This is a genomic window from Tumebacillus permanentifrigoris (genome assembly GCF_003148565.1).
Classification (GTDB): Bacteria; Bacillota; Bacilli; order Tumebacillales; family Tumebacillaceae; genus Tumebacillus; species Tumebacillus permanentifrigoris.
On record NZ_QGGL01000008.1, the window covers coordinates 69,261 to 93,909 of the forward strand.

General features: G+C 55.9%; 23 protein-coding genes and 2 pseudogenes. 21 read left to right on the forward strand and 4 right to left on the reverse strand.

Features of this window, described 5'->3' with window-relative positions:
- Positions 1-24: 24 nt before the first annotated feature.
- The 4 genes from C7459_RS10435 to C7459_RS10450 are packed head-to-tail and all read left to right on the forward strand — an operon-like array spanning position 25 to position 3,757.
- On the forward strand, positions 25-570 hold the full coding sequence (locus tag C7459_RS10435; RefSeq protein ID WP_109688979.1) for a cysteine hydrolase family protein: 546 nt from the start codon (positions 25-27) through the stop codon (positions 568-570).
- The gene (locus C7459_RS10440) at positions 567-2,027 is read left to right on the forward strand and encodes a nicotinate phosphoribosyltransferase (protein ID WP_109688981.1); all 1,461 of its coding nucleotides are present in this window, start codon (positions 567-569) and stop codon (positions 2,025-2,027) included. Before C7459_RS10435 ends, C7459_RS10440 begins: the two co-directional genes overlap by 4 nt.
- 55 nt (positions 2,028-2,082) lie before the next feature.
- Positions 2,083-2,916: an ammonia-dependent NAD(+) synthetase gene (gene nadE, locus C7459_RS10445; RefSeq protein ID WP_109688983.1), complete on the forward strand. Its 834-nt coding sequence runs from the start codon at positions 2,083-2,085 to the stop codon at positions 2,914-2,916.
- 1 nt (position 2,917) lies between these two features.
- Positions 2,918-3,757, forward strand: a complete 840-nt coding sequence (locus C7459_RS10450) for an SDR family oxidoreductase (RefSeq protein WP_245884489.1) — start codon at positions 2,918-2,920, stop codon at positions 3,755-3,757.
- 139 nt (positions 3,758-3,896) lie between these two features.
- Here the strand turns inward: C7459_RS10450 and C7459_RS10455 are convergent, their stop codons facing one another.
- Both C7459_RS10455 and C7459_RS10460 read right to left on the reverse strand, forming a co-directional pair.
- On the reverse strand, positions 3,897-4,463 hold the full coding sequence (locus C7459_RS10455) for a DUF4367 domain-containing protein (protein WP_170119407.1): 567 nt from the start codon (positions 4,461-4,463) through the stop codon (positions 3,897-3,899).
- 297 nt (positions 4,464-4,760) lie between these two features.
- Positions 4,761-6,206 carry an ATP-binding protein gene (locus C7459_RS10460; protein ID WP_109688989.1) on the reverse strand — a complete coding sequence of 482 codons (1,446 nt, stop codon included), beginning with the start codon at positions 6,204-6,206 and terminating at the stop codon, positions 4,761-4,763.
- 178 nt (positions 6,207-6,384) lie between these two features.
- Between C7459_RS10460 and C7459_RS10465 the strand changes: the two genes are divergently transcribed.
- The 8 genes from C7459_RS10465 (at position 6,385) to C7459_RS10500 (ending at position 13,463) form a co-directional block, all read left to right on the forward strand.
- Positions 6,385-6,939, forward strand: a complete 555-nt coding sequence (locus C7459_RS10465; protein ID WP_109688991.1) for a hypothetical protein — start codon at positions 6,385-6,387, stop codon at positions 6,937-6,939.
- A 36-nt stretch (positions 6,940-6,975) separates the two neighbouring features.
- Complete coding sequence (locus C7459_RS10470; RefSeq protein ID WP_109688993.1) at positions 6,976-7,557, forward strand: hypothetical protein; 582 nt, start codon at positions 6,976-6,978, stop codon at positions 7,555-7,557.
- Positions 7,558-7,589: 32 nt separating this feature from the next.
- Positions 7,590-8,207, forward strand: a complete 618-nt coding sequence (locus C7459_RS10475; protein WP_109688995.1) for a trimeric intracellular cation channel family protein — start codon at positions 7,590-7,592, stop codon at positions 8,205-8,207.
- A 170-nt stretch (positions 8,208-8,377) separates the two neighbouring features.
- Positions 8,378-9,145: a 4'-phosphopantetheinyl transferase family protein gene (locus tag C7459_RS10480; protein ID WP_170119408.1), complete on the forward strand. Its 768-nt coding sequence runs from the start codon at positions 8,378-8,380 to the stop codon at positions 9,143-9,145.
- 69 nt (positions 9,146-9,214) lie between these two features.
- Complete coding sequence (locus C7459_RS10485; RefSeq protein ID WP_109688999.1) at positions 9,215-9,895, forward strand: MBL fold metallo-hydrolase; 681 nt, start codon at positions 9,215-9,217, stop codon at positions 9,893-9,895.
- 55 nt (positions 9,896-9,950) lie between these two features.
- Positions 9,951-10,349: a hypothetical protein gene (locus C7459_RS10490; RefSeq protein ID WP_109689001.1), complete on the forward strand. Its 399-nt coding sequence runs from the start codon at positions 9,951-9,953 to the stop codon at positions 10,347-10,349.
- 107 nt (positions 10,350-10,456) lie between these two features.
- A complete protein-coding gene (locus C7459_RS10495; RefSeq protein WP_109689004.1) occupies positions 10,457-12,544 on the forward strand; it encodes a sensor domain-containing protein in 2,088 nt (695 codons plus the stop codon).
- 58 nt (positions 12,545-12,602) lie between these two features.
- Positions 12,603-13,463, forward strand: a complete 861-nt coding sequence (locus tag C7459_RS10500) for a metallophosphoesterase (protein WP_109689006.1) — start codon at positions 12,603-12,605, stop codon at positions 13,461-13,463.
- A 48-nt stretch (positions 13,464-13,511) separates the two neighbouring features.
- On the opposite strand, the gene C7459_RS23305 is transcribed toward C7459_RS10500, so the two are convergent.
- The gene (locus tag C7459_RS23305) at positions 13,512-13,670 is read right to left on the reverse strand and encodes a hypothetical protein (RefSeq protein ID WP_170119409.1); all 159 of its coding nucleotides are present in this window, start codon (positions 13,668-13,670) and stop codon (positions 13,512-13,514) included.
- Positions 13,671-13,772: 102 nt separating this feature from the next.
- Here C7459_RS23305 and C7459_RS10505 point away from each other — a divergent pair, with 102 nt between their 5' ends.
- Entirely contained in the window at positions 13,773-14,654 is an 882-nt protein-coding gene (locus C7459_RS10505; protein WP_109689008.1) for an aldo/keto reductase, read from the forward strand.
- Positions 14,655-14,792: 138 nt separating this feature from the next.
- On the opposite strand, the gene C7459_RS23990 is transcribed toward C7459_RS10505, so the two are convergent.
- Positions 14,793-15,455, reverse strand: a complete 663-nt coding sequence (locus tag C7459_RS23990) for a TetR/AcrR family transcriptional regulator (protein ID WP_109689010.1) — start codon at positions 15,453-15,455, stop codon at positions 14,793-14,795.
- 168 nt (positions 15,456-15,623) lie between these two features.
- On the opposite strand from C7459_RS23990, the gene C7459_RS10515 reads away from it, so the two are divergent.
- The 8 genes and pseudogenes from C7459_RS10515 to C7459_RS10550 all read left to right on the forward strand — a co-directional run.
- The gene (locus C7459_RS10515) at positions 15,624-16,604 is read left to right on the forward strand and encodes an aldo/keto reductase (RefSeq protein WP_109689012.1); all 981 of its coding nucleotides are present in this window, start codon (positions 15,624-15,626) and stop codon (positions 16,602-16,604) included.
- Between the two features lie 114 nt (positions 16,605-16,718).
- Positions 16,719-18,380, forward strand: coding sequence for a dihydroxy-acid dehydratase (gene ilvD, locus C7459_RS10520; protein ID WP_109689014.1), 1,662 nt, complete (start codon positions 16,719-16,721; stop codon positions 18,378-18,380).
- 779 nt (positions 18,381-19,159) lie between these two features.
- Positions 19,160-20,059, forward strand: a complete 900-nt coding sequence (ilvE, locus tag C7459_RS10525) for a branched-chain-amino-acid transaminase (protein WP_109689017.1) — start codon at positions 19,160-19,162, stop codon at positions 20,057-20,059.
- 36 nt (positions 20,060-20,095) lie between these two features.
- Complete coding sequence (locus C7459_RS10530) at positions 20,096-20,374, forward strand: hypothetical protein (RefSeq protein WP_109689019.1); 279 nt, start codon at positions 20,096-20,098, stop codon at positions 20,372-20,374.
- Position 20,375: 1 nt separating this feature from the next.
- The gene (gene ilvB / locus C7459_RS10535) at positions 20,376-22,100 is read left to right on the forward strand and encodes a biosynthetic-type acetolactate synthase large subunit (RefSeq protein ID WP_109689020.1); all 1,725 of its coding nucleotides are present in this window, start codon (positions 20,376-20,378) and stop codon (positions 22,098-22,100) included.
- Positions 22,097-22,315 (forward strand): annotated as a pseudogene (gene ilvN, locus C7459_RS23835) (acetolactate synthase small subunit); the annotation flags it as partial. The gene ilvB and the pseudogene ilvN, both read left to right, overlap by 4 nt.
- A 175-nt stretch (positions 22,316-22,490) precedes the next feature.
- The gene (locus C7459_RS10545) at positions 22,491-23,477 is read left to right on the forward strand and encodes a ketol-acid reductoisomerase (protein ID WP_109689024.1); all 987 of its coding nucleotides are present in this window, start codon (positions 22,491-22,493) and stop codon (positions 23,475-23,477) included.
- Between the two features lie 31 nt (positions 23,478-23,508).
- Positions 23,509-24,648: pseudogene (locus C7459_RS10550) on the forward strand (2-isopropylmalate synthase); the annotation flags it as partial.
- Position 24,649: the final 1 nt, after the last annotated feature.

Below are 24,649 nucleotides of genomic sequence, written 5' to 3' on the forward strand. Positions count from 1 at the left end.
AAACCCATTAGGGAGGGAACCGGAATGAAAGCATTGATCGTGATTGACTATACCTATGATTTTGTAGTGGGCCGCCTGCCGGTCGGGCAGCCAGGGCTCGACATCGAGGAGCGCATCGCCGCGCTCACACAGGAGTTTGTCACCAATGGAGACTATGTGGTGATGGCGGTTGACGTCCACGATGAAAACGACCCGTACCACCCCGAGACCAAACTGTTCCCCCCGCACAACATCCGCCACACCAGCGGACGCGACCTGTACGGCAAACTCGATGAAGTCTACCAAGCCAACAAGGGGAGCGTCGTCTGGATGGACAAGACGCGCTACAGTTCGTTTGCCGGAACCGACTTGGAGATCAGACTGCGCGAGCGCGGCATCTCCGAAATTCATCTGGTCGGTGTGTGCACCGACATCTGCGTCCTGCATACGGCTGTCGATGCCTACAACAAAGGGTTCCAGATCGTCGTCCACGCCGATGCCGTCGCCAGCTTCAACCCAGCAGGCCATGACTGGGCACTCGGCCATTTCGCCGGATCGCTTGGTGCCCAGATCGAGGGGGCTTCCCGATGAACGTCCACGACCTTGCCCTGCACACCGACAAATACCAGATCAACATGATGTATGCGCACTGGTTCCACGGCACGGAGAACAACCGAGCGGTATTTGAAGCGTTTTTCCGCAAGCGTCCGTTCAAAAACGGCTTTGCCGTATTCGCCGGTCTCCAACGTATCGTCGACTACCTGAGCAGCCTCCGCTTTTCCGAAGAGACGCTCGCCTACCTCGCTGAGCAGGAGGAGAACTACGATCCGAAATTCCTCGATGCCCTGCGCGAGTTTCGCTTCACCGGCGACCTGTACTGTGTGAAGGAAGGCACGATCGTGTTCCCCAACGAGCCGTTGATTCGCGTGGAAGCGCGGATTTTTGAAGCGCAACTGATCGAGACCGCCGTGCTCAACTTCATGAACTACCAGACCTTGATCGCCACCAAGGCCGCACGGATCAAACAAGTGGCACCGGATGACATCCTGCTCGAATTCGGCACCCGTCGCGCACAGGAAGCGGACGCTGCGGTCTGGGGTGCGCGTTCGGCGTACATCGCAGGATTCCACGCCACCTCCAACGTCCGTGCCGGCATGCTGTTCGACATTCCCGCCAAAGGCACGCATGCGCACTCCTGGGTGCAGGACCATGACAGCGAACTGGAATCGTTCGAGCGATTTGCCGAAGCGCTGCCGAACACCGTCACCCTGCTCGTCGATACCTACGACACGCTGAAATCGGGCGTTCCGAACGCGATCAAGGTTGCCAAGCACATGGAGTCCCAAGGCAAGCGCATGGGCGGCATCCGCCTCGACTCTGGCGACCTCGCCTATCTCTCCAAGCAAGCGCGCCAGATGCTCGACGAAGCGGGCCTGCCCTATGTGAAGATCGTCGCGAGCAACGATCTTGATGAACACACGATCTTGCATCTCAAGTCCGAAGGGGCGCGCATCGACACGTGGGGTGTCGGCACGCAACTGATCACCGCCTCCGACCAACCGTCGCTGGGTGGCGTCTACAAACTCGTGGCGCGGGAACAAGGCGGCGCGTACATCCCGACGATCAAGATCTCAGGCAACCCGGAGAAGATCACTACCCCAGGCTTCAAAACGGTCTACCGCATCATCAACCGCGCAACGGGCAAGGCAGAGGCCGATTACATCGCGCTGACGACGGAGACAGACGTCCGCAACGGAGATCGTATCAAACTGTTCGATCCGGTACACACCTACATCCACAAGTTCGTCACCGATTACGAGGCGCAGGATCTGCTCCAGCCGATTTTTGTCAACGGAGAACTGCTCTATGAACTCCCGACCCTCGGGCAGATTCGCGACTACCATGAGGAGCAGAAACAGCTCTTTTGGCCGGAATATCTGCGCTTGCTGAACCCGGAACTGTACCCGGTCGATCTCAGCCAAGAAGTTTGGGACATGAAGATGCGTCTGATCCACGAACACCACCAAGCAACGGATGACAAAAACTAGCGTAGCCCTTATATTGGTAGATATGACCAAGTAGTCGACAAGGAGTGAACTGATGATGTCCAAACTGCAGGAGCAGGTGATCGAGACGCTGGGCGTCCAACCCGCAATCGACCCCCAGGCGGAGATTCGCAAGCGTGTTGAACTGCTCAAACAATATGTGCAACAGACCGGCGTGCGCGGCTACGTGCTCGGCTTGTCCGGCGGGCAAGATTCTACGTTAACCGGCAAGCTCGCCCAACTCGCGGTGAACGAACTGAACGCCGAACACGGCGAGCAGCAGTACGTTTTCATCGCGATGCGCCTCCCGTATGGGGTACAAGCCGATGAACAGGATGCCCAAGACGCGATTCAATTCATCGAGCCTGACCGCGTCGTGACGGTCAACATCAAACCGGCGGTTGATGCCTCGCGCGAGTCGTTTGAACAAGCGACCGGTGAGACGCTGAGCGACTTCCTCAAAGGCAACATCAAAGCTCGCGAGCGGATGAAGGCACAGTATGACGTCGCGGCGCACCACCGTTGCCTCGTGATCGGCACCGACCACGGAGCGGAAGCGATCTCCGGCTTTTTCACGAAGCATGGAGATGGAGCGGCGGACATCACGCCGATTTTTGGCCTGAACAAGCGCCAAGGTCGGGCGTTGCTGAAGGAGCTGGGATGTCCGGAACACCTGTACCTGAAAAAACCGACGGCCGATCTCGAAGAAAACCGTCCCGGCCTGCCAGACGAAGACGCGCTTGGCGTGACCTATGACCAGATTGACGACTACCTCGAAGGCAAGCAGGTCGCGGACAACGCACGTGCCATCATCGAGAAACGCTACCTCGCGACCGAACACAAACGCCGTCTGCCGGTGACTGTATTCGATACGTGGTGGAAGCAGGTCTAGCGTGAAGCGCAAGGTTGTCCTCATCACAGGAACATCGAGTGGATTCGGCTTGCTGGCCAGCATCGCGTTGCTGCGCGAAGGGTACTACGTCGTCGCCACGATGCGCGACCTCGACCGCAACCAAGCGCTCAAACAGGCCGTCCGTGAAGCGGGTCTGTCGCTGGCTGATATGGAGATGCTGCAACTCGACGTCACGGACGAGCGGAGCATCCACGGCGTGGTGGACGATGTGCTGGCGAGGCTTGGGCAGATCGATGTGCTGATCAACAACGCCGGATATGCACATGGTGGCTTCATCGAGGAGATCGGGATGGAGGAGTACCGGGCGCAGTTTGAGACGAACTTTTTTGGCGCCGTCGCGATGACCAAGGCGGTGCTGCCCTCGATGCGCGAGCGCCGCACGGGCAAGATCGTGATGATCTCCTCGATCTCCGGTCGCTTCGGCTTCCCAGGCATGAGTCCGTACACCTCGTCCAAGCACGCGCTAGAAGGCTTCAGCGAATCACTGCGCCATGAGATGCGTCCGTTTGGGGTGCATGTCGTGCTGATCGAACCAGCCTCCTACCGCACGCCGATCTGGTCGAAGAGTTTGGAGAACGCCGGGCCACTCGATGACCAGTCGCCCTATTCCGCGATGCAGAAAAAAATGGCCCGCTTCGCCAAGGCCATGAACGAAAACGGCTCCGACCCACGCGAAGTGATCGATCTGATCTCCCGCGTGCTTCGGGACAAGTCCCCAGGTCTGCGCTACCCCGTCGGCAAAGGGTTGAAGCCGCTGTTGTTGGCGATTCGCTTCCTCCCGCAACGGCTGATCGACAAGATGGTAGCCAAGCGAATGTGACGAACGGGCGGGATGGAACTCCCTCCAGCCGACTCGTAGAATTCTTCATTACGTGTATACAAAAAAGACCGCCAATACGTAGGCGGTCTTTTTTGCGTATAGCGGACTAGCACTTGGCCAGTGTTTAAATAGCTCTTAATTACTGCTCCGTCATTGCAAAACTAGCTGCAATCTTCACCAGCTCATCCCTAGAGACCGATTTGTCCTGTGTGGTTCGCAAATACACTTGTATCCCATCTTGGACAAACTCGACCAGTTGGCTCAAGCCATCATCATTTTGAATTTCATACCAATAGCCGACTGTATCACCGATCTTCACTTTTTCGATTTGCGTGATTTCATTGGCATGTCCAAGCACTGGCTTCGATTGTTTCTGCACTCGAGCTACCGTATTATCAATCGTTTCACCGGAGAGTTGACCGTGTGATAGCTTGGTGATGGACTTGTCATTTGTTTTGATTTCGATCAGCACAAACGAATCGGTTGTTGCTTCGAACGAATGGGAATCGTCGTTGTACGAGACAGACTCGAATTTCATCTCTGACGATAGATTTGTCGGCAACAGAAGTTCTCCACCCCACTGTTGCTTCGCCTGCGCATACGAGGCGTTCTTGGTCACAGGAGAGGAGCTGGAGCCACAGGCAGACAGCGAGGTCGCGAGTGCGAAGATCAACATCAACTGTGCAACGAACTTGGTTTTTTTCATGAGCATCACCTTTCGCACTGCTTATTCGGGGCTCTATATACAATTTCAAATTCGTCTAGGTATACAGTTTACTAGACCTAGTTCATAAAAGCATCCAAGTACGCCTTAACAGGTCTCAGCGAGATGCATCCGTTGAACATGCATGTCGTGCTGATCGACCTGACTTCCCGCGATACTTCGGGAAAAAAGCGACAGGACTGCACGATCCCGTCGGCAAAGGACTTAAGCCGCTGTTGTTGGCGATTCGCTCTCCCACAAAACACAAACGACCGCCCAGCAAAGAGGCGGTCGTTTTTCTTAAAATGTCTTATTAAATCTGTGCTTCTCTGCATGTCCTAGAAGATAGAGGAACGCGAAGGCTGGAATTCGCATGATCGGAGCATGTTCAAGCACTCCATAGTCTTCACTGTTCTTCGTGATTAGCAGGGAGGCCGAATGAGTCTCTTTTTTGGACCACTCAACAATAGCTTCCGTTTCTTTAATCTTCGGGTTTTCGCGATACTTCACTTCGATCAGGATTTTGAATCTCGGCATGGTCACGACGATATCAATTTCCTTTTGCGAGCTCGAATCTCGGAAGTAGCCAATTTTCGGGTTCATGTTGTAGTAAAAGGTTAGAACATGTTTGTAGACGGCTGACTCGACGATCATTCCCATCTGCTCTGCATCCTGTAGAACTTCTTCTCCTTGAATGAGGACAGCGTTTCGGATCGCAGCATCAGCCAAATAGACTTTTGGCTTAGCCTTTAAAATTTTCTTGCCAGCCATATCAACTGGGTAGCCTGTATAGATGAGGTTCGCTAGTTCCAAAAAGTTCATATACTTTAAAACCGTCGGGCGTGTGATGTCCATGTTGTTCGAGATGGTTGTCGCTTCCACGATATTTCCTGTTGTCATACAGAGGTAGAGGAAGATTCGCTCCAACTCATCAATGTTTCGAACATTGAAGAGGGAAACCATGTCTCTCTTCAATACTTTGTCCACAACATCTTCTCGAATGATTCGTTGTGCGTAGGCAACATCGTCTGTCTGTGCAATTTCAGGGAAACCGCCGATCAGTAAGTAACGATGGAAATGTTTTTCCAAAGGTTGAAGCTTTCTCATCAGTTCATCTAATTCATCAGGGGTCATGTCACTCATAGCAGTAGGTCTGATATTCTCATGGAGTATGGGTGTTTCAACTTGCCTCAGTTCGAGATATTCGAAGAAGGAAAGTGTTGGAATCCGAATCTGAACCCATCGACCTACACCGCTTTCAGGCATCTTTTCGCTTAAAACAGGGCTTGCGGAGCCTGTGGCCATCACTTTATAAGACGGATTGTTATCATAGATGGTTTTTAACCAGCCATTCCAATCATGAGCATATTGAATTTCGTCTAAGAAGAGGTAAATTTCTTCGTCTGAAGATACATTATTGATGAAGATCCTGATGATTCTGTCCATCTCGGACAATTTTAAAATCGGATGGTCGAACGATACATACATGATGTTTTTTGGCGGGACATTGGCTTCCAACAAATCATGTATGGTTTGATACATGATTGTAGATTTCCCGACACGACGAGGGCCTGTTAGAATGACATGACGTCGTATGGTCGTATGCTCAAAGCTTACTTTGGCTTCATAATAGGCAAAGCGTTTGACTGGTTTTGCAAAATCCTCAGCGATTTTCCCAGTCTCCCACCACTTGTTGTGGCCTCGCAAGACCTGCAATACATTCTCATCCGTGATTAAATTTTTCATGAGCCATAGCCCTCCCTACGAGTTCCGATAAATATATAGTACATTATCGTCCGGAAAACTTCAAATATACTTTCCGTTTTTCGGGTGTTGGTTTTTGCCAAGAGAATGTGAAAAAAAGGAGACCGACGCTCGTAGCGGTCTCCTTTTTTGCGCAATCTATAGGGAGGAGGGATTGCGGATGAAATCGAGAACCAAAACCATCGGCCTCACCCTGATGGCACTGGGGGTCGCGCTGGCGCTGTACCTCGTGGTGACCACGTTTGATCTCAACTTCACCAGCCTGTTCAAGGACAAGCCCGTCCCCAACCCAGATGCTGGACCTGGCACGAACTTCACGGCAGAAGGCATGCCGACCGGATGGACGGAAACCAAAAAGGACGGTGTCAACTGGTCAGGTGTTGACTTCGTGAACCCCGCCGACACCAATCAGAAAATTTCCTACGTCAACTCGCGCTGTGCAGGTTGTCCGATGGATCAGGACAAGTTCGCCAAGGGCGTGATGGACCCCGACCCATTCGCGGTCTTGCCGTCCGATGTGACGCAGAAAACCAAGGCCCGCGACGGCATGAGCGCAAGTTATGTCGAGGCGACAAAGCCCTATGAGACCCGTGGGATCTTGCACGTGCTCAAACAAGGCGGCACCTATTCCGGATATGAAACGTTCGAGGTCACACTGCCGCCGAACCAGCAAGCGCTCGCCCAGAAGTTGCTGGACACCTTCCACTCCTCCTGACATAATGGGTAAGGTAAAAAAAGGAGGCCGAAAATTGTGTACACCATGAAAAAAACCTTGCTAGCCCTCAGTTTGTGCCTCACCTTGGCACTGACGGGCTGTACGTCTAAACCGAAACCCGAAACCATCCCCCTGCAACCGCAGCAACCGGTCGCACATGAACCTGCCGACCAGCGGTTGGCACCCTACTCCGCGATGAACACCGCGTTCGACGTGCCCAACGACTGGCCGACCACCCAGACCGGTCAAGGCAACTGGTCTGGGATCGACTTCATCAACCCGGCCGACCCGAATCAAAAAGTCTCGCTCGTCGTCTCCGGTTGCTCCGGCTGTGCGATGAACGCCGAAAAAGCGAAAACCGGCGTGGTGGAGCCCGATCCCTTCGCCGTGCTCCCGAAAAACGCGACCGACAAGACCCAAGCGGACAACCACCTGACCGCACGCTACACGCTCCCGACCGAACCGTTCCCAACCTATGGAGCTGTGCTGGTCCTCCAAGACAAGCCCGGTGCAGACGGCAAGGCGACCTACATGGGGTATGCGACCTTGCAGGTGACGGTTCCGGCCAATCAAAAAGACTTCGCCGACAAGATTCTGGACAGCTTCCGTCGCCCCTGACATAATGAGGGGGTGAAAGGTGGAAGAGTACAGTGGCATGGGAAGTGTTTAATGTCCTCGGCACGATTGCGTTTGCGATCTCGGGCGCGATTGTGGCGAGAGAGGAAGAGTTTGATATCTTGGGCGTGTATGTGCTAGGATTTGTCACCGCATTTGGCGGGGGCATCATCCGCAACCTGTTGATCGGAATTCCGGTCACAGCGATCTGGGGGCAGAACACGCTGTTCACCGTTGCACTGGTCTCGATGACCCTCGTCTTTTTTGCCCCGTCCAAATGGATTGCGGGATTTAAGCGATGGATTGATTTTTTTGACGCGATTGGACTGGCGGCCTTCGCCATCCAAGGGGCGTTTTACGCGCACAACATGCAGCATCCGATGAGCGCGATCTTGATCGCCGGCGTTCTGACCGGAATTGGCGGCGGCATCATCCGCGACGTGCTGGCAGGTCGGCAACCGTTGGTGCTCAAGGACGAGATCTACGCGTTCTGGGCGATTCTCGCGGGGCTTGCGATCGGTTTCGACCTCGTCGGGCAGGACTGGCAGCTCTACGTGCTGTTCCTCGTCGTGGTCATCCTCCGGCTGATGTCGCTGCGCTACCGTTGGCGACTGCCGAAGCGGGCGCTCTCGGATCATGAGTTCCGCGCCTAGCCTTCTCGAAAAAAAAGGCGAGCCTCCGCACAGGAGGCTCGCCTTTTTGTGCCATTCTTGACGTACATTGTCGGCAACGAGTACTATAAGATGTAATAGAGTTAAATTTGATTGCTAGAGTGAGTAATGCCGCGATGGATTTCCATGTAGCCAAAAGGGGAATCGAGGAGATGAGTGAGAATTCTCTGCCCAGACTCTTGGTACACGAACTGCAAGTGAGCGGGGCACTGGGCTGTCACCGCGCCTACCTGAGCGTATGTCTGGCTCGCTCGGCGTCTGCGTATCTCGCGACGATTCCGTTCCTGCATCCTAACGAGCGGGTGTTTTATGAAGCGCTTCAGTATGAGCAGCGACGGACCTCCTACCTCAAAGGGCGCTATGCGGCCAAACATGCCGTGGCAGCCTACGTGCGGGAGGAGCAGTTGGAACGGGTCTGGATCGATCAGGGGATACTGCGCCAGCCGCTCGTCGTGCATCCCCACGCGCAGAATCTGCAAGTGAGCATCACGCATTGTGACGAGTTGGGGGCGGCGCTCGTGTTTCCAGAAGCGCTGCCGATGGGGCTGGACGTGGAGCGGATCAACCCTGTCCGTCAAGCGGCACTGGCGGCGCAGATGACCGCACCGGAACTTGAACTCATCCGCTCAGGGCTTGCAGCCGAGGAGGTCATGTTGACGCTGTTCTGGTCGGCCAAGGAAGCCCTCTCGAAAGTTTTGAAGACGGGGTTGGCAATTCCCTTTGCGTTTTTGGAGATCGCCAAACTGGAGCGCAAGGGCACGGCCATTTTCGGCACCTACGCGCATTTTCCCCAGTATGTGGTCGCCTGCTGGGTGTTTGGGGAGCATGTGTGTACGGTGGCGTACTCGCGTCGTGCGGAGCTGAGTTTGGAACGAGTGCGGGATGTGCTGAGTCAGGTCGAATACGCGATGGACAAGTGAATGAGGCATCGTGTATGAGAGGAGCTGCTCCTCTTTTTTTATTGGGAAAGCAAGGAGAGGTGGGCATATATGAACAGGGGCTATGAACTGCATACCCTCAAAGTAGGGCTCAATTTTACGCGAAATTTCAGCTACATCCTCGTGGACAACGCCAGTCGGCAGGCCGCGGTGGTCGATCCTGCATGGGACTTGGACGTGATTCTCGACAAAATTCGTGCGCTCGGGGTGGAACTGACCACGATCCTGCTCACACATTCGCATGATGATCACGTCAACCGGGTCGATGCGCTGCTGCAGATCTACCCGGCGGCACAGGTGTATATGTCCAAGCAGGAGATCGTCACCTATGGTTTTTCCTGTGCCAATCTATTTCCGTTCGGGGACGGCGAGATGATCTGGCTCGGTGAGACGCCGATCACGTGCTTGGTCACAGCGGGTCACACGGCGGGCGGGGCGTGTTTTCTGCTGGAGGACGATCTTCTCTCAGGGGATACGGTGTTCATCGAGGGCTGCGGGATCTGCGATACGGTCGGCGGTTCGCCCGTGCAGATGTACGAGAGCCTGCAAAAGATCCGACGTCTGGTCGCGCCGCATGTGCGCGTGTTTCCAGGCCATTCCTACGGCAAAGAGCCGGGAGCACCGCTGCGGGTCCTGCTGTCGAGCAATATCTACTTTCAATTTGAAAAAGTGGAGCATTTTGTCCAGTTTCGCATGCGCAAAAACCAGAGAGGATCGTTGAACTTTAAATAATGAATTCACAAAGATAACGATTCTATGTTATGCTCTGCCCAAGGAGGTGCTTCACATGTTCAAACGCACATTCTGGTCAGGGATCACCACCGGCATGTTGCTCGGTGTGCTTTTAATGATCGCGTGCTTTGCAAGCGGGTATCAACTCGATCGCATCCTGCTCGATCTCTCGTACCTACCCGGTCTATCAAAAGTGAACAACCTGCTCGTCCAATGGCTGTTGCATATCGTCGTCGCCGTGATCCTCGCGTTTGTGTACGCCGCGCTCACCCGACGCTTTCAGCTCCGTGGAGCCGGGTTTGGCCTGCTTTTTGGGGGCGTGGTTTCGCTGATTTATTTCGTCCTCGCGCCACAGGTGGCTCCGGAGTTGTTGTCACCCTTTCAATTGGCCCCTTTTGGGTGGTGGTTCGCCGCACATCTGGCCTATGGATACACGTTGGAACAGCTCCTGTAAAAAAAGGGGCTTTTTTTCATGCGAAGTAAATTTCATTTCATATTCCAATGTGTTAGAATTTGAAGTAACAGAGTTTTTGACTGGACTAGGGGGAAAGGGGTACCGCTATGGACGGGGGACGAAAATTTGGCTATGGTGTGTTCGGGGCTAGTGATGACCGCTTTCGCTTGATCGCGGAGAATGTGAACGACTTGATCGCCGTGCTGGACAGGCAAGGAATGATCCTGTATTCGTCACCTTCACACAAGCGCATTCTCGGATACGAAGCAGAGTATTACGAGGGCAAGAGCTCCTATGAGTTCATCCACCCTGACGATCTGGTGAAGGTAGAGGCCGTTTTTGCCGATATGTTTGAATCGAAACAAGCGGCGCAGGTCGAGATTCGCTTCAAGAGTAAAGAGGGTTGGAAGTTGCTTGAGGAGCGTGGCATGCCGGTTTTGGACGAAGAGGGGAACGTCGACGGCTTTGTCACAGTTGGACGGGACATCACAGAGCGCAAGGAAGAAGAGCGGAGACTCGAAGAGAGCGAGCAGAAGTATCGATCCTTGTACGACCGCAACGTTGACGCGGTGTTCTCGTTTGATGTAAACGGGAAGTTTACAGGGGGCAACGCGGCGTGGGAGCAGATCACGGGCTACACAGAGGATGAGCTGATCGTTCACGGGCGAACCCTCCATCTGATTGCCGCGGAGGACGCCGAACGCATCACCCATCATTTGAAAAAAGCGCTTCTGGGGGAAACGCAGTTTTTTGAAATGACAGTGATCAACAAGTCCGGCCAGCGCATCAACCTCTCCGTCACCAATGTGCCGATCATCAACAAGGAATGCATCGTCGGGGTATTTGGCATCGCCAAGGACATCACCAAGCGCAAGCGCGACGAGCATATGATTTACCATCTGGCTTATTATGACTCGCTGACCGGTTTGCCGAACCGGCGGATGTTCCTCGACCGCTTGCAGTATGCATTGGATGTTGCGGAGCAGGAGCGACACTTGGTCGCGGTGATGATGCTCGATCTCGACCGCTTCAAAGTGATCAACGAGTCGCTTGGACACGCGATTGGGGACCAGATCCTACAGGAAGTGGCGATTCGCTTACAAGCCTGTATCGATCCGGAACACACGGTTGCGCGATTGGGCGGCGATGAGTTCGCGTTGCTGCTGCCGAAATTGAGCAATGCTGACCACGCGGTCGATACGGCGAACAGCATCCTCAAAGCTTTTCAAAAGACGATCCTCATCGCGGGCTATGAATTCCACATCACATCGAGCATCGGCATCTCGCTCTACCCGGATGATGGCGTGGATGCGAACACGCTCTTGAAGCATGCGGACACCGCGATGTACATCGCCAAGGAGCAGGGCAAGAACAACTTCCAATGGAACCGCGCTGGCAAAAACGAACAGGTCTTCGCACATATGGAGCTGGAAAATGACCTGCGCAAAGCGTTGGACCTACGGCAATTCGTCGTCTATTACCAGCCACAGATCAACATCCAGACCGGCCTCGTGTTTGGCGTGGAGGCGTTGGTGCGCTGGTTGCATCCCGAGCGTGGCTTGGTGAGCCCTGGACAGTTTATCCCGCTCGCCGAGGAGACCGGCTTGATTGCACAGATCAGCGAGTGGGTGTTGCGCGAGGCCTGCCGCCAAGCGAGACAGTGGCAGGTAGAAAAGTCGCAATATTTCAAGGTGTCTGTGAATCTTTCCTCCAGCCAGTTCCAGCAGATCAATCTCGTGGACAAGGTCCGGGACATCCTGCGCGAGACGGGCTTGCATCCGCAATACTTGGATCTGGAGATCACGGAGAGCATCGCCATGCACAACATTGACTACGTGGTGTCGAAGCTCACCCAGTTGGAACATCTGGGGGTCCACATCTCCATCGATGATTTTGGGACAGGGTTCTCGTCGCTGAGCTATCTGAAAAAGTTTCCCATCCATACGCTCAAAATTGATCGTTCGTTTATCCAAGACATCACAACAGACCCCGATGATGCCTCGATCGTTACGGCGATTCGCTCGATGGCGCGCAGTTTAAACCTTGACGTGGTGGTAGAAGGTGTGGAAACGATAGAACAGCTAGAGTTCTTGCGCACGATTGAGTGTGACAAAGTCCAAGGGTTCTATTACTGCAAACCTGTGCCTGCCCGAGAGTTTGAGCGGTTGGTCGTAGCGGGGACGTTGAAAATTTAACAAAAAAGCACCGGGCCTGTGTGGCCGGCGCTTTTTTTACAACAAGGAGGGACGACAGTTGCATCCAGAGATTGAGACACCGATGACCCGACGCGAGTTTTTGCGCAAGGGTCGCAACTGGACGTTGCTCGCGGGAGTGGGATTGGCCGGGGCCGATGCTTTGCTTGAGGGGCACTGGATCGAGTTGCGCCGCGTGCGAATTCAACTGCCGAGTTTGCCAACTGCCTTTCATGGCCTGCGCGTGGTGCATGTTACGGATACACACGTCGGGGGCGGATTTTTCGATGCCGGCGATCTACAGGACGTGATCGACCGCGTCAATGCGTTAGATCCGGATGTCGTCTGTTTTACCGGCGACTTGGTAGACGATCAATATGACCGCATGGACGATATCGCCCGAGCGCTTGGCACTTGCAAGGCTCGCTATGGCAAGTACGCAATCCTTGGCAACCATGATTTTCGGCAACGAGATCAGGTGCTTCAAGCGTTTACAGAGGGTGGGTTTGAGGCGTTGGTCAACCGTTCGGTTGTGATCGAAGCGCAAGGGCAGGAGCTCTATATCGCGGGCCTCGACGATTTTTTGAAGGGCAAGGCCGATGTGGAAAAGGCGATTGCCGGCATTCCGCCGGATCGCTGCATCGTGCTGCTCGTCCATGAACCGGATCTCGCCGACCGGATCGCCCAGTACCCGATCGCCCTGCAGTTGTCGGGGCATAGTCATGGCGGGCAAGTTCGCCTGCCGTTTTATGGACCGATCCTCACACCGTCGATGGGCAAAAAGTATGTGGAGGGTTTGTTTGCGATTGGCAGCAACGGATTCCAATTGCATGTCAGCCGTGGCATCGGCACCCAGACGTTGCCAGTGCGGTTTTTCTGCCGTCCGGACATCTCCGTGCTCACTTTGGAGAGTGTGCGATGAGTGGAAAAAGTCTCCTGAACCCGTGTGGGTGCAGGAGACTTTTTCACGTTAGATGAAGCCGAGCGCTACGATGGCGATGGCGAGGTAAAAGATGATGTCGAACCAGTCCTTGCGTCGGGGTTGGAGCAGTTGATAGGTCTTGTAGCCTGAACGGGCGAAGATGATGAGCCAACAAAGTTTCAAGATGATATGTGGAACCACAAACATCGCGCCCCCTCCTCGTGGATGTTGGTACCCACATGAGTATGAGCGAAAGCGAATGAATATGCTTTTCTGGTACAATATAGGGAAAAAGGAGGCATCCCACAGATGGAACAGCGCAGATTTGGCAACACGGGCCTCACCGTTTCGGCACTGGGTTATGGTGCGGGACATATCGGTCGCCCGGAGATGACCGAGCAGGAAGCAGAACAGATCTTACATACGGTGCTCGATCTCGGGATCACGTTGATCGACACGGCACGCGGCTATGGTCTCTCCGAAGAGCGGATCGGGCGTCACCTCGCACATCGCCGTCAGGAGTTCGTGCTCTCGACCAAGGTCGGCTACAGCGTCGAAGGCTACGAAGACTGGACCGGCCCGACGATCACCGCCGGTATCGACCGTGCGTTGAAGACGTTGCACACCGACTATCTCGACATCGTTCACCTGCATTCGTGCCCGCTAGAAGTTTTACAGCAGGGCGATGTGGTGGAAGCGCTGGTTCGAGCGGAGGAAGCGGGCAAAATCCGCGTCGCCGCCTATTCGGGGGAGAATGAAGCGTTGCAATACGCGATCGACTCCGGGGCGTTTGGCAGCCTGCAGTTTTCGGTGAACATCTGTGACCAGCGTGTGATCGACAATGGGTTGAAACTCGCCTATGAACACGAGCTTGGCGTGATCGCCAAACGCCCGCTGGCCAACGCCCCGTGGCGTTTTGCAGAGCGCCCGGTGGGAGAGTATGCGGAGGAGTACTGGGTGCGGTTGCAAGAGATGGGACTCTCGCCTGGCGAGTTGGAGTGGGATGAGTTCGCTCTGCGCTTCACGGCGTTTCTCCCCGGTGTGAGCACCTGCATCGTGGGGACCTCACGGATCGAGAACCTCAAGCGCAATGCAGAGATCTTGAAAAAAGGCTCCCTGCCAAGCGGTGTGGTACGCGAAGTGCGCGAGGCGTTCGCCGCGAAGGATTGGGAATGGGTGGGGCAGATTTAATACGGGAAAAAAAGAACCCTCGCCATACGGCAAGGGTTCTTTTTTCAGGCAACGGGCAACGTGTTACGTGGGTACTGGTACTGGTACTGGTACTGGTACTGGTACTGGTACTGGTACTGGTACTGGTACTGGTACCGTTTACGCCATACTGCGCGAGATTTTCTGTGCAAGGTATTCGAGTTGTTCGTGCATCTCCGTGTCGTCGAGCGCAGTGCGGGCGTCGTGGGAGAAGAGTTGGTGTTTTTTCAACTCGTAATAGTCGAACAGCGCGTTGCGAAAGGACAGGTTGTGCTCCATCAGAAACGTCGGGGAGACCAGATTGCGGAACACCAACTCGTCCTGCAGGATCAGCAACGTCGCGTTCAAGTTTGGAAATACGCCCGTCTCCATCCCTTCCTCGTACAGCCGCCTGAGCCGCTCATTGCGCCGATGGGTGGCACTTTTTACCCGATCCAGCAGTTCTGGGTAGGCTTCGCGCAGGTCGTGATGGAACGCGTCCGAACCATACGTGGTGATCAGCAACGTCTGCCGAAACGCTCGCTGGAACCGCGCAACCAACGCCTCCTGTTCATCCGCCCGCATGTTCATGTCTGCATCCACAATCACATCAACATAAGCGTCTACCAAGTGTTGGATAATCTCGTCCTTGGACGAGAAGTATTTATAGAGGGTGGCTTTGGAGATGTCCATCATCTTCGCAATCTCGTCGGTGCGCAGCTGTTGGAACCCTTCCTTTTTCACGTGTGTGATCAACTTGCCAACCAGTTTGCGCTTGCTTTCAAGATCTTCATATCGAGACATCGATCGGAATCCTCCACCTGTTAACCTTTCTCTCAGTATAGCCGTTGCCGGAGCTGTGGTAAACAAAAAGCACGATCTAAACTAATTACGCCAAAATAGTTTACATTGTACAAATCAAATGATACGATGACTTCAGAAGACAACGAGCACTAGAGAGGGCGGGTTCACTTGAAAAAAAGGCATTTGGGCAAAAGTGGTTTGGAAGTTTCGGCAGTCGGTCTCGGCTGCATGAGCATGTCACCTGATTATTACGGGGCGGCGGATGAAGCGGAATCGATCCGCACGTTACACTACGCGCTGGATATCGGCGTGAATTTCTGGGACACGGCGAACGTATACGGCGGCGGGCACAACGAAAAACTGCTGTCCAACGTGCTGCGGGAACGCCGCAACGAAGTCGTGCTGGCGACGAAGTTCGGTTTTGTCCGGACAGCAGAGGGTCTGATCGGTATCAACGCCAAGCCGGACTATCTGAAGGAAGAGTGTGACCGGAGCTTGCAACGCCTCGGCGTCGATCACATCGACCTCTACTACATGCATCGCCTCGACACTTCGGTGCCGATCGAGGAAACGGTCGGCGCGATGGCAGAACTGGTGCAAGCGGGCAAGGTCCGTGCGCTCGGTCTATCCGAAGTATCAGCCGCCACGTTGCGCCGCGCCTATGCGGTACACCCGATCGCAGCTGTGCAGTCGGAGTACTCGCTGTGGAGCCGTGATATCGAGGTGGAAGTGATCCCGACCTGTCGCGAATTGGGCGTCGGCCTCGTGCCTTACAGCCCGTTGGGCCGTGGCTTCCTGACCGGGCAGATCAAGAGCCCGGACGACTTCGCACCAGACGACTTCCGCAAAGGGTTGCCGCGCTTCCAAGGCGAGAATTTCCAACTCAACCTCGACCTCGTGCGCGAACTGGAAAGTCTCGCACAGGAGCGTGGGGTCAAAGCGTCACAACTCGCGCTGGCATGGGTGCTCGCACAGGGTGAGGACATGGTTCCGATCCCAGGCACGACCAAGCGTGCCAACTTGAAGGACAATGCAGATGCGGCCGACCTCAACCTCTCCGCCGACGAGCTGGCGCGCATCAACGCCATCGCAGAAAAAACGGCCGGCATGCGCTACGGCGAATTCGCGATGAAGTTTACCAATCTGTAATCGGTTTCATCAACACCTCTCCAACTGGAGGGGTGTTTTTTGATTCTAACATGTGTTACCATGACTGAAAGTTTCTGAAAAATAGAAAAACAGATAGCTGGAGGAGAGACTACCATGAGAAGCGACATGATCAAAAAAGGATTCGACAAAGCACCACACCGCAGTTTGTTAAAGGCAACCGGGCTCAAGGATGAAGATTTCGACAAGCCGTTTATCGCGATCTGCAATTCGTTTGTCGAGATCATCCCCGGACATGTCCATCTCAATCGCTTTGGCGAATTGGTGAAGGAAGCTGTCCGCGCGGCGGGCATGGTTCCTTTTGAATTTAATACAATCGGGGTCGACGATGGGATCGCGATGGGCCATATCGGCATGCGCTACTCGTTGCCGAGCCGCGAGTTGATCGCCGATGCGGTCGAGACGGTCGTCAACGCGCACTGGTTCGACGGGATGATCTGCATCCCGAACTGTGACAAGATCACACCAGGAATGATCATGGGCGCGATGCGTGTGAACATCCCGACCGTCATGTTATCCGGCGGTCCGATGGCAGCCGGACGCACAAGCAAGGGACAAGTGGTCGACTTGAGTTCTGTTTTTGAAGGGGTCGGCGCCTACCAAGCGGGCAAGATCACACAAGACGAGTTGAAGGACATCGAGGACAACGGCTGCCCGACCTGTGGCTCCTGTTCGGGGATGTTCACGGCGAACTCGATGAACTGCCTGAGCGAAGTGCTCGGGATCGCACTGCCCGGCAACGGCTCGATCCTCGCGACCGACCCGAAGCGGCAGGTGCTGATCGATCAAGTCGCGGAGAAATTGAAATACTTGATCGAGCACGACATCAAACCGCGTGACATCGTCACCCGCGATGCGATCGACGATGCGTTTGCGCTGGACATGGCGATGGGCGGTTCGACCAATACCGTGCTGCACACGCTGGCGATCGCCCACGAAGCGGGAATTGCCTATGACATGGGGCGCATCGATGAAATCTCCCGCCGCGTGCCGCATCTGTGCAAAGTCTCGCCCGCTTCAAGTTGGCACATGGAGGACATCGACCGCGCCGGTGGCATCAGCGCGATCCTGCATGAGATGAGCAAAAAGGACGGGGTCCTCCACCTCGACCGCATCACCGCCACCGGGCAGACGCTCCGGGAAAATATTGCCCACGCGGTCATCCGTGACCCAGAGGTCATCCATTCGATTGAGAACCCGCACAGCGAGCAGGGCGGATTGCGCGTGCTGTCTGGCAATCTGGCACCCGACGGCGCGATCATCAAGAGCGGCGCGACAGAGGTCAAGCGCTTTGAAGGTCCGTGTGTGATCTTCGAGTCACAGGAGGAGGCGATGGAGGGCATCATGATCGGGCGGGTCAAAAAAGGCGACGTCGTCGTCATCCGCTCCGAAGGTCCCAAGGGCGGACCGGGCATGCCCGAGATGCTCGCTCCGACATCCGCGATCGCAGGGATGGGTCTGGGCGCAGACGTGGCTTTGATCACCGATGGACGCTTTTCTGGAGCGAGCCGTGGGATCTCGGTCGGGCACATCTCCCCAGAGGCGGCCGCTGGCGGGCCGATTGCGCTGCTGGAGGAGGGCGACGTGATCGTGATCGATGTCGACGAACGCCTGATCCACGTGCGGGTGGAGGCGGCTGAACTGGAACGGCGTCGTTCCCTCTGGACGGAACCAGAGCCCAAGGTGCGTTCGGGGTGGTTGCGTCGCTATGCCAAATTGGTGACATCCGCGAACACAGGTGCCGTTTTGTCAGAGTAAGGATGAAAACAGGGAGCGCTTCGGCGCGACCTGTTTTTTTTTTTTGTAAAAAATATTGGCTTGAAAAGATCTAGTCCACTGTTAAACACCTCAATTTTTAGCGCAATAGAGGAAATCGCTTACAAAAAAATTGGTTCAGCTTACCAAGGCGAGCCGAATCCGGCCCGTCTAGAGGCAAGGGTCGAAAATCATCTGCTGTAGCAAGGCTTCCAAACGCCCGTTTTGTTTTCGCAGCAGGAAAATCCCAACGCAATTGGCGGTTTCGACCGCGCGTTTGGTTTTCAGAGTTGTCAGAAAAAATGGAGCTGTTTTGAAGCGGGCAAGTCCTTTTTAAATGTTAGAAATCGTAGAAAAATGCAAATCCGGTGCGTTGACAGACCGAATTGGGCATCCCTATAATACGTGTAACAAACAACGACACAGCGTAGATTAGGACCAGTACAAGGTCACCGCGGATGTCCAGAGAGTTGTCTACCCACTGCTGCAATGACAACCTTCCGCCCCTTGGAATCTCCCCTCAGAGCTCGTCGCTGAACCGGGTCGCCCCTTTGTGGAGACCCCGACTAGGCGATGACGGTTCATCCCCGTTATCAGATCAGAGTTCGACCTGTATAGGGTTGGACTCGGTGAGTCCATCTCGATCTTCGAGGTGGAGAAGCTGAGTGGTACCGCGATTCTCTCGCCTCAGCAATCGGCACGACATGTCGATTGTGAGGAAGAGAATTTTTTTGATGCAATATTGACTGATTTTTCAGACATAAAGAGGAGTGGATGGAGAGATGAGCGAGATGATGATCTATCTGGATGGCGATTTTGTACCGAAGCAGGAGGCGGTCGTGTCCGTTTTTGACCACGGGTTCCTGTACGGGGATGGCATTTTCGAAGGGATTCGATGTTATGGGGGCAACGTATTCTGCCTGCATGAACACATCGTCCGGCTCTACGAATCGGCGAAGTCGATCCTGCTCGACATCCCGATGACGCCACAGGAGATGGAGGACGCGGTGGTCGAGACGGTGCGGGTGAATCAGATGGCAGATGGCTACATCCGCCTCGTCGTCTCACGCGGTGTGGGCGATCTCGGTCTCGACCCGCGCAACTGCAAGCGGGCGACGGTGATCATCATCGCGGAACAGTTGAAACTGTTCCCGGCGGAATTCTACGAGCGCGGTCTGGCGATCGTCACCGTGCCGACGCGCCGCAACGTGCCGGACGCGCTGAACCCGAAAATCAAATCGCTCAACTACCTGAACAACATCCTCGTCAAAATCGAAGCAGCGCGGGCCGGCGTGCATGAAGCCCTGATGCTCAACCAGGACGGCTATGTGTGCGAGGGTTCGGGCGACAACATTTTTCTCGTCAAAAACGGAAAAGTCGTCACACCGCCGACCTACCTCGGCGCGCTGGAAGGCATCACCCGCAACATCGTCATCGAGATGTGTGAGAAACTCGGCATCCCGTGTGAGGAGAAGCCATTTACCCGCCACGACGTCTATGTCGCGGATGAAGTGTTCCTGACAGGCACGGCAGCGGAGATGATCCCGGTCATCGACGTCGACGGACGCGGCATCGGGAACGGCGAGCCAGGTGCGATGACTCGCAGGCTGACCGAGGAGTTCCGCGCCTACACCCATGTGCGGGGCACGAAAGTACCCGGTCTGGTTCCAGAAGCTGTCTAATCACAGAGAGAAACACATGAGAAGGAGTGAGGGAGCATGATGCACGCGCTGTATATCTGCTGTGAAAACCCGACGGAGTTGCTGGGAGTGGTGGCGAGGGAGATTCAAAAGCAGGGTGTCTCGTTGCAAGGGATGACGATGACCGTCGGGCCCGAGGTGTCGGAGCTGAACGTGACGGTGCAGGGGGAGGAGTCAGCGGTAAACCAGCTGACTTTCGCTCTGCAGGAACTGGCAGGCATCGTGTGTGTGGAAGATCTTTCGGCGGAGGAGCAAGAGTGGTTTGTGACGGCGCAGATCTGCGAGGTGTATTCCTGAGATGAGGCCCCAAGCGGCAAAACCAGAGACAGTGAGTCAAGTAGAGCAGAGTATGAGCGGAGCGCAGATGGTGGTGGAGTGCTTCCGAAAACTCGGGGTGGACACAGTGTTCGGCTATCCTGGCGGCGCGATTCTCCCGCTGTATGATGCCTTGCACGAGAGCGGCATCGAGCACATCCTCACCCGTCATGAACAGGCGGCGATTCATGCCGCCGAAGGATACGCCCGTGCGACAGGCAAGGTCGGCACGGTGATCGCGACCTCCGGCCCCGGTGCCACCAACCTCGTCACCGGCATCGCCGATGCCTGTCTGGACTCGGTGCCCGTGGTGATCCTCACCGGCCAAGTGGCGACTGGGATGCTCGGCAAGGACGCGTTTCAAGAAGCGGACGTGATCGGAATCACGCTCCCGATCACGAAGCACAACGTACAGGTTCGACGAGCGGAAGACTTGCCGCGCATCCTGCACGAAGCCTACCACATCGCGTCCACAGGACGACCGGGCCCTGTGTTGATCGACTTGCCCAAGGACATCTCCACACAGCGAGCGGAGTACCGCGAGCCCGGCCCGATCTCCCTGCGCGGCTACCAGCCCAACACCGAGCCCAACGCGCTCCAACTTGAGCGCATCCGTTGCGCAATTGCGGAAGCGAAGCGACCGCTCCTGTATATCGGAGGCGGTGTGATCTGCGCCGAAGCGGCAGGCGAGACGTTGCGATTGGCAGAGACGGCTGGCATCCCTGTGGTTTCGACGCTGATGGGACTGGGCGCATTTCCCCCCGATCATCCGCTGTATTTCGGGATGCTCGGGATGCATGGCACCTACGCGGCGAACATGGCGACGTACCACTGCGATCTGCTGATCGCGCTCGGCGTGCGATTCGACGACCGGGTCACCGGGAAGTTGGAGCGTTTTTCCCCACACTCTCGCAAGGTACACATCGACATCGATCCCGCCGAGATCGGCAAGAACCTGCCGATTGAGTTCCCGATGGTCGCCGATGTGAAAAAAGCGCTCCGCACGCTGTTGGAGCGCTGCCCCGAACCGGACGCGTCGGCGTGGGTGGAGCAAGTCTCCGCGTGGCACCGCGAATATCCGCTCGGTTACACGCAAGACCTCGAAGGCCCGCTGAAGCCGCAGTATGTCATCGATCTGCTCAGCCGGATGACCAACGGAGAGGCGCTGGTCACGACGGAGGTCGGGCAGCATCAGATGTGGGCCGCGCATTTTTACCGGGCACGCCATCCGCGCTCGTTCATCTCCTCAGGCGGGCTCGGCACGATGGGCTTCGGATTCCCAGCGGCGATGGGCGTGCAGATCGCCAAGCCGGAGGCGACGGTGGTCTGCATCGCCGGGGATGCGTCATTTCAGATGAACATTCAGGAATTGCAGACGATCTCCGAACGCAATTTGCCAGTCAAAGTCTTCGTGCTGAACAACGGCTTTCTCGGCATGGTGCGGCAGTGGCAGGAGATGTTTTATGAAAACCGCTTGTCGGAGTCGCGCATCGGCAGCCCGGACTTTGTAAAAGTTGCCGAAGCGTATGGCGTGCGCGGTTGGCGAGCGACGACAGCACAGGAGGCGGAAGAAGCGATGGCGCAAGCACTCGCACATCCAGGGCCAGCCGTCGTGGATTTCCAAGTCGCGGAAGGGGAGAACGTGTTCCCGATGGTGCCGCCGGGCAAGGGCAATGTCGACATGTTGGTGCGGGGGTGGGAGGAATGAAGCAGACGTTGACAGCGCTCGTCCTCGACCAACCCGGTGTGCTGATGCGCGTTGCGGGTCTGGTCACCCGCCGTGGGTTTAACATCGACTCCTTGACCGTAGGCCCGGCTGAGGAAGCGGGGTTGTCGCGGATGACGATCACCATCGACACCGATGCATGGACGCTGGAGCAGATCATCAAACAACTTTACAAGCTGGTCGACGTGGTGAAAGTGTCCGCGCCTGCCGCGCTGCGGAACTGCTCCAACCCTGGAGATCGCCCACACCGGGGTGACGGCGCTGGTGCGCAGCCAAGCGTTGGTCCACTTGCACACCTAGCAAATAGAGAAAATTAGAGAAAATTAGAGATAAACAGAGAAAATCAGAGAAAATCAGAGGAGTGGATGAGAGATGAAACTGTTCTATGAGAACGATGCAAACCTGAACGAACTTGCTGGGAAAACGGTAGCGGTGGTGGGCTATGGATCACAAGGACACGCCCAAGCGCAGAACTTGCGCGACTCCGGGGTTCAAGTGCTGATCGGGGCGCGTCCGGGCCCGTCGTGGAAGCAAGCGGAAGCGGACGGTTTTGAAGTCGTATCGGTGGCAGAAGCCACCCAGCGTGCAGCGGTCGTGCAGATTCTCATGCCGGACGAACGCCAAGCCCAAGTCTACCGCGAGGAGATCGCGCCGCACCTGCGCGCAGGTCAGATGCTGCTGTTCTCGCATGGGTTCAACATCCACTTCGGGCAGATCGTGCCGCCAGCAGATGTGGACGTCGCGATGATCGCGCCGAAAAGCCCAGGCCACCTCGTGCGCCGCGTGTACGAACAGGGCGGTGGTGTACCGGGACTGCTCGCGGTCTACCAAGACGCGACAGGCACCGCAAAGTCACGGGCGCTGGCGTATGCCAAAGGCATCGGCTGTACGCGAGCGGGCGTTTTTGAAACATCGTTCCAAGAGGAGACGGAGACCGACCTGTTCGGGGAGCAAGCGGTGCTCTGTGGAGGCGCGACCGCGCTGGTGAAGGCTGGATTTGAAACGCTGACCGAGGCGGGGTACTCACCGGAGATCGCCTACTTCGAGTGTTTGCACGAGTTGAAACTGATCGTTGATTTGATGTACGAGGGCGGTCTCGCCCGCATGCGCTACTCGATCTCCGACACGGCGGAATTCGGTGACTACATGACCGGTTCGCGCATCGTCACCGACGAGACCAAGCGGGAGATGAAAAAAGTCCTGACCGAAATTCAACAGGGCGAATTTGCGAAAAAGTGGATCTTGGAAAACCAAGCGGGACGCCCGACCTACAACGCGATCAAGCGGCAGGAGGCCCAACACCCGATCGAGCAAGTCGGCGCACAATTGCGCGAGATGATGACGTGGATCGCCAAGTAGACAGATGAGCGAGAGGAGGCGTGGAGACGAGATGAGGCAGATCGAAATATTTGATACCACATTGCGAGATGGCGAACAGTCAGCAGGCGTGAACCTGCATGGAGAGGAAAAGCTGGAGATTGCCCTCCAGCTGGAACGGCTCGGCGTCGATGTGATGGAAGCGGGATTTCCCGCCTCATCGCCGGGCGATTTTCAAGCGGTACAACGCATCGGCAACGTCATACGTCACAGCACAGTCGCCGCTCTGGCCCGCTCGAACCAAAAAGACATCGACGCGGTGCGCGATGCCTTGCGAGGTGCGGAAAACCCGCGCATCCACCTGTTCCTCGCCACCTCACCGATCCACATGGTGCATAAGCTGCGCATGACGCCGGAGCAAGTGATCGAGACCGCGGTGGCATCGGTCAAGTATGCCTCTGCTTGGTGTTCGAACATCGAGTGGTCGGCAGAGGATGCGACGCGCAGTGACTGGGCGTTTTTGGTCGAAGTGGTGGAAGCGGTGATCGACGCCGGAGCCACCGTGGTGAACATCCCGGATACGGTCGGCTACACCACTCCGCAGGAGTACGGAGACTTGTTGCGCTACTTGCGCAACCGCGTGCCGAACATGCACCGCGCCAAACTGTCCGCCCACTGTCACGACGACCTCGGGCTCGCCGTCGCCAACACGCTAGCTGCTATCGAAGCGGGTGTGGACCAAGTGGAATGCACGGTCAACGGGATCGGGGAACGAGCGGGCAATGCCTCGCTGGAGGAGATCGCCGTCGCGTTGGAGATTCGCTCCGATGTGCTGCGGGCGAGTACTCGCCTCGACTTGCGGCAGACGGTCGCCACCTCACGTCTGGTCAGCCACTTGACCGGCTTGGTCGTCCCGCCGAACAAAGCGGTGGTCGGCGCGAACGCTTTTGCCCACGAGTCGGGCATCCATCAGGATGGTGTCCTCAAGCACGCCTCCACCTATGAGATCATCCGCCCGGAACTGGTCGGGTTGGATTCCAACGTCATGGTGCTCGGCAAGCATTCAGGCCGCCACGCCTTCCGCGAAAAGTGCCTCGCCCTCGGCTATCAACTGGAGGACGCAGAGCTCAACGAACTGTTCAGATGCTTCAAAGCCCTGACCGAGCACCAAAAAGAAATCACAGACGCGGACCTCCATACCCTCGTCGTCGAGA

What these genes read in the sequence shown, in the direction of transcription:
- C7459_RS10435 (WP_109688979.1), top strand. Translation starts at nt 25, where the DNA reads ATGAAAGCATTGATCGTGATTGACTATACCTATGATTTTGTAGTGGGC.
- C7459_RS10440 (WP_109688981.1), top strand. Translation starts at nt 567, where the DNA reads ATGAACGTCCACGACCTTGCCCTGCACACCGACAAATACCAGATCAAC.
- nadE (WP_109688983.1), top strand. Translation starts at nt 2,083, where the DNA reads ATGTCCAAACTGCAGGAGCAGGTGATCGAGACGCTGGGCGTCCAACCC.
- C7459_RS10455 (WP_170119407.1), bottom strand. Translation starts at nt 4,463, where the DNA reads ATGAAAAAAACCAAGTTCGTTGCACAGTTGATGTTGATCTTCGCACTC.
- C7459_RS10460 (WP_109688989.1), bottom strand. Translation starts at nt 6,206, where the DNA reads ATGAAAAATTTAATCACGGATGAGAATGTATTGCAGGTCTTGCGAGGC.
- C7459_RS10465 (WP_109688991.1), top strand. Translation starts at nt 6,385, where the DNA reads ATGAAATCGAGAACCAAAACCATCGGCCTCACCCTGATGGCACTGGGG.
- C7459_RS10480 (WP_170119408.1), top strand. Translation starts at nt 8,378, where the DNA reads ATGAGTGAGAATTCTCTGCCCAGACTCTTGGTACACGAACTGCAAGTG.
- C7459_RS10485 (WP_109688999.1), top strand. Translation starts at nt 9,215, where the DNA reads ATGAACAGGGGCTATGAACTGCATACCCTCAAAGTAGGGCTCAATTTT.
- C7459_RS10490 (WP_109689001.1), top strand. Translation starts at nt 9,951, where the DNA reads ATGTTCAAACGCACATTCTGGTCAGGGATCACCACCGGCATGTTGCTC.
- C7459_RS10495 (WP_109689004.1), top strand. Translation starts at nt 10,457, where the DNA reads ATGGACGGGGGACGAAAATTTGGCTATGGTGTGTTCGGGGCTAGTGAT.
- C7459_RS23305 (WP_170119409.1), bottom strand. Translation starts at nt 13,670, where the DNA reads ATGTTTGTGGTTCCACATATCATCTTGAAACTTTGTTGGCTCATCATC.
- C7459_RS10505 (WP_109689008.1), top strand. Translation starts at nt 13,773, where the DNA reads ATGGAACAGCGCAGATTTGGCAACACGGGCCTCACCGTTTCGGCACTG.
- C7459_RS23990 (WP_109689010.1), bottom strand. Translation starts at nt 15,455, where the DNA reads ATGTCTCGATATGAAGATCTTGAAAGCAAGCGCAAACTGGTTGGCAAG.
- ilvD (WP_109689014.1), top strand. Translation starts at nt 16,719, where the DNA reads ATGAGAAGCGACATGATCAAAAAAGGATTCGACAAAGCACCACACCGC.
- ilvE (WP_109689017.1), top strand. Translation starts at nt 19,160, where the DNA reads ATGAGCGAGATGATGATCTATCTGGATGGCGATTTTGTACCGAAGCAG.
- C7459_RS10530 (WP_109689019.1), top strand. Translation starts at nt 20,096, where the DNA reads ATGATGCACGCGCTGTATATCTGCTGTGAAAACCCGACGGAGTTGCTG.
- ilvB (WP_109689020.1), top strand. Translation starts at nt 20,376, where the DNA reads ATGAGGCCCCAAGCGGCAAAACCAGAGACAGTGAGTCAAGTAGAGCAG.
- C7459_RS10545 (WP_109689024.1), top strand. Translation starts at nt 22,491, where the DNA reads ATGAAACTGTTCTATGAGAACGATGCAAACCTGAACGAACTTGCTGGG.